The following is a 3,065-nucleotide window of genomic DNA, read 5'->3' as shown; positions in this document are numbered from 1 at the left end:
ACCATCGTACCAAAGGCAGATCGTATTCTTTGCCATGTGCTTCATGATCAGCTCCGTTCTGTAGGTGATTGCTGTGAGTGGCAACCTAACGTCGAACGGAGCTGACCGAAATCGACAGTGGTGATGGCGCCAGGCTTTTTACAGCAGAAGCGCGTCGGCAGGAGCATCCCTTGCCTGGATTTGTGAAGACTACTGTGGCAACTGGTACGAGACATTAGCATTATTAACCCTTATATACTTGCGCTGCTCCAAATCTTTCACAATTGAGCTTAGCTGCTGCTCCGACAGTTTCTCAGTAAACAAAAAATTGATATTTTTGGCGAGTGTCTTGACCGTGGGAGGCCGCGCTTGCCCCCGACCAGCCAAATTTTTGACGATGTCGGAGATCATTTCGACGGTAGAGGTAGCCATAGACATTCTTACTACGGGAATTTCTGCCAAGTCTCTTTCACGTTGGATTTGATACCACGCGATTTAAGATGCTTGCTTAGCGTGCCGAAACCAGTATCGCGAGAGGGCCGAAAGCCGCCGCACGGCTTTTTTCCGATCGGATCCGGCGCCTTGTTGGGCGCTACCCTATCGAACTGCTCATGGATCGCCCTGAGACTTTCAATATGATCCTTCTTCTTTGAAAGGCAGCGATTAAACAGATCGGCTTTATCGTGGTTGCCCTCGATCTTCTCAAGGACTGCATCCATGCGGGCAACTTCAGCCGAATGATACTGCTGTTGTGTCTGTAGAGTGATGGCCCCGTGTCGCTATCTGTTGTTGCTGGAGTTGTTCCCCGCAGCACGCACGGCTTGGAATGAAGCGAAGCCGCGATGGAAAAAGCCGTCGCCGTGACTGCGATTGTAAGGCTTGGATCAAAGAAACTTCAAAACCTTTCATCACATATCGCAGGCAGCACGAGTTCACGAACATAAGATGCGCCAGACAAATTAAGAAGCGTTTTGACAATGTTTACTACATCATGAACCGGCACAAGTTGCCCATCACCTCGTAGAGCGGCCTCGTCTAGAGGTACAGCCAGCCCATCCTCTGTGTTCAGGTAACCCAATTGCAAACACGTAACCGCCAGACCATCGTCTCTAAAGCTCTCCCTCAGCGCGTCACCTATGCCCGTCAGAGCAAATTTTGAAGCGCCGAATGTAACTTCTGACCGCCCACTCTGGCGAAGCCCAGACGTTGAGCCAGTTAGAATCAACTTTGGGTTACTGGTGCAGAGAAGCTTCGGAATTAGCCTTTTCAGCAGCAGAATGATGCCAGTGATGTTGATGTTCAACATTGCAACAATACTTTCATCAGAATCATCAAGAAACTTGTACTCATCCGTGAATGCCGCTTCTTCCCATACACCCAGATTGTATATGAGCACATCCAATTCTGGAGGTACCTGCCGCTCAATCTGCATAGCTGCTTCTAGTGGATCTGCTAGATCCGCTTCAATCCAGTCGAGGCATACGGAATTCGGCAATCTCAGGTCATTCGGCCGGGCGCGAGAAACTCCAATAACATGGTCCTCGGCAGCACATAGCCCTTCGACAAAAGCTCGTCCTAGACCTTTACTCGCTCCAACGACCATCAACCTCATGACCAACTCTCCTTTGCTTAACAGTGATTGGACTGCACGTCGTAATATTGAATGACATCTTGCGCGTTCAACAATATTATCTGACGCTCCTCATTTCTTCCAACTCGTTGCTTTCGCTGACACCTAAGTATAGCTCGGCCACCTATGTAGAATTCACGCGCTTGTACATTTCGCCAGAAACAATCACGCTGTATGTTTATACAAGCCACAAAGGAGCTGCCAAATGAATACGCACAACAGACCGCCAAAGCTGTTGGATCGGGTAAAAGCTACCATGCAGGTGAAGCGCTAAAGTTCACGCACCGAGAAAACCTACTGCTACGGGATACGCTACTTTTCGCTTCCATGGCGTGCGCAGCCCACTGGATCCGGAATCTCGGCAAAGTCTCTCAGCAACATGCTTCGGTAGCCTGATAGCCCGAGACGCTCGCCGGACGTTTTCATCCACGAAGCGCCCTAGCGATGGCCAATCCTGCCTGTTCAAACAGGCGATATAGTCTCGGTAGACGTTCGATAGCTCGGCCTTGTTCATCTGCGGCCTCCTGGTCTGGATTTTATTGGAAAGCTGCGTCGCCCCTTCCTGGCAACGATAAACACCGTCGCCTTTCCGGACTGCCACTCCCGCTCGATGGCGAATCCCGCGCCGATCAGTTTATCGACCAGCGTCTGCTTGTCGAAGCGGTTCACATAGGGGGCGAGCCCCAGCACCTGCATGGGGGGAATCGCCATACGAAACAGGACGTTGATGTCGCCGATCAGGACGGTGTTGGAAACGAATACCCCACCAGGCTTGAGCAAGCCATGCACCCTGGCCAGCGTCGCATCCAGGTCTTCGAGCAGGTGCAGGATGTTGAGCCCCAGGACGGCATCGAAGCTCGTCTCTTCCAGCTCCACCTCTTCCAGGGTGCCCTGCCGGAAAGTGAGGTTCTCGATACCGGCATCCCGCGCCTTCTGCTCGGCGATCTCCAGCATCTTGTCGGAGATATCGATGGCGACCATTTCCCTGACTTGGGGGGCATGGCGTATCGCCGTGCTCCCCGTACCGCAGCCGAACTCCAGCACGCGGCTATCGGGGTGCAGGTACTTCTGGGTGATGGCCAGCTTCTTCTCGTACGCGCTCACGTCGCGAATGGGGCTCTTGGCATAGCGCGCAGCACTTTTGTTCCAGAACGCTCTGGCGTTTTTCATCGATTCCACCCTAGGTCAGCGCCCCCCGGTAAAGGAAGAGCATTGGTCCATCACGAGACAGCCTTGCCGGCATGAGGCGCCGGGAGACGGGGTGAAGGCCGCGCTCGGTGGGTCATGGCCTCGTCAACCGCGCCCGACTCTGGTTAGATTTGGCTCTGGTGACAGACGTCCCTGACGCATCCCACCCTCTCGAAACCCGGAGTCCGCTCATGTCTCGCGCTATCGAAATCGCTGCCGCCGACGGCACCATCGATGCCTATATCGTCACGCCCGGAAGCGCCGAAGG

Annotated in this window: 4 protein-coding genes; all 4 read right to left on the bottom strand. The window is 53.5% G+C overall.

Annotated features, from left to right (window positions below; translation table 11 throughout):
• Positions 1-189: 189 nt before the first annotated feature.
• The 4 genes from QPM17_RS23355 to QPM17_RS23340 all read right to left on the bottom strand — a co-directional run bounded on the left by QPM17_RS23355 (position 190) and on the right by QPM17_RS23340 (position 2,779).
• Complete coding sequence (locus tag QPM17_RS23355) at positions 190-411, bottom strand: hypothetical protein (protein WP_285394150.1); 222 nt, start codon at positions 409-411, stop codon at positions 190-192.
• Positions 412-422: 11 nt separating this feature from the next.
• A complete protein-coding gene (locus QPM17_RS23350; protein ID WP_285394149.1) occupies positions 423-698 on the bottom strand; it encodes a hypothetical protein in 276 nt (91 codons plus the stop codon).
• A 176-nt stretch (positions 699-874) separates the two neighbouring features.
• The gene (locus QPM17_RS23345; protein ID WP_285394148.1) at positions 875-1,591 is read right to left on the bottom strand and encodes an SDR family NAD(P)-dependent oxidoreductase; all 717 of its coding nucleotides are present in this window, start codon (positions 1,589-1,591) and stop codon (positions 875-877) included.
• Positions 1,592-2,119: 528 nt separating this feature from the next.
• Positions 2,120-2,779: a class I SAM-dependent methyltransferase gene (locus tag QPM17_RS23340; RefSeq protein ID WP_285394147.1), complete on the bottom strand. Its 660-nt coding sequence runs from the start codon at positions 2,777-2,779 to the stop codon at positions 2,120-2,122.
• Positions 2,780-3,065: the final 286 nt, after the last annotated feature.

The sequence above is a fragment of the Marinobacter azerbaijanicus genome (assembly GCF_030250645.1).
Taxonomy (GTDB): Bacteria; Pseudomonadota; Gammaproteobacteria; order Pseudomonadales; family Oleiphilaceae; genus Marinobacter; species Marinobacter azerbaijanicus.
This window is presented reverse-complemented; position numbering and strand designations above follow the sequence as displayed.

What these genes read in the sequence shown, in the direction of transcription:
- QPM17_RS23355 (WP_285394150.1), bottom strand. Translation starts at nt 411, where the DNA reads ATGGCTACCTCTACCGTCGAAATGATCTCCGACATCGTCAAAAATTTG.
- QPM17_RS23340 (WP_285394147.1), bottom strand. Translation starts at nt 2,779, where the DNA reads ATGAAAAACGCCAGAGCGTTCTGGAACAAAAGTGCTGCGCGCTATGCC.
- QPM17_RS23345 (WP_285394148.1), bottom strand. Translation starts at nt 1,591, where the DNA reads ATGAGGTTGATGGTCGTTGGAGCGAGTAAAGGTCTAGGACGAGCTTTT.
- QPM17_RS23350 (WP_285394149.1), bottom strand. Translation starts at nt 698, where the DNA reads ATGGATGCAGTCCTTGAGAAGATCGAGGGCAACCACGATAAAGCCGAT.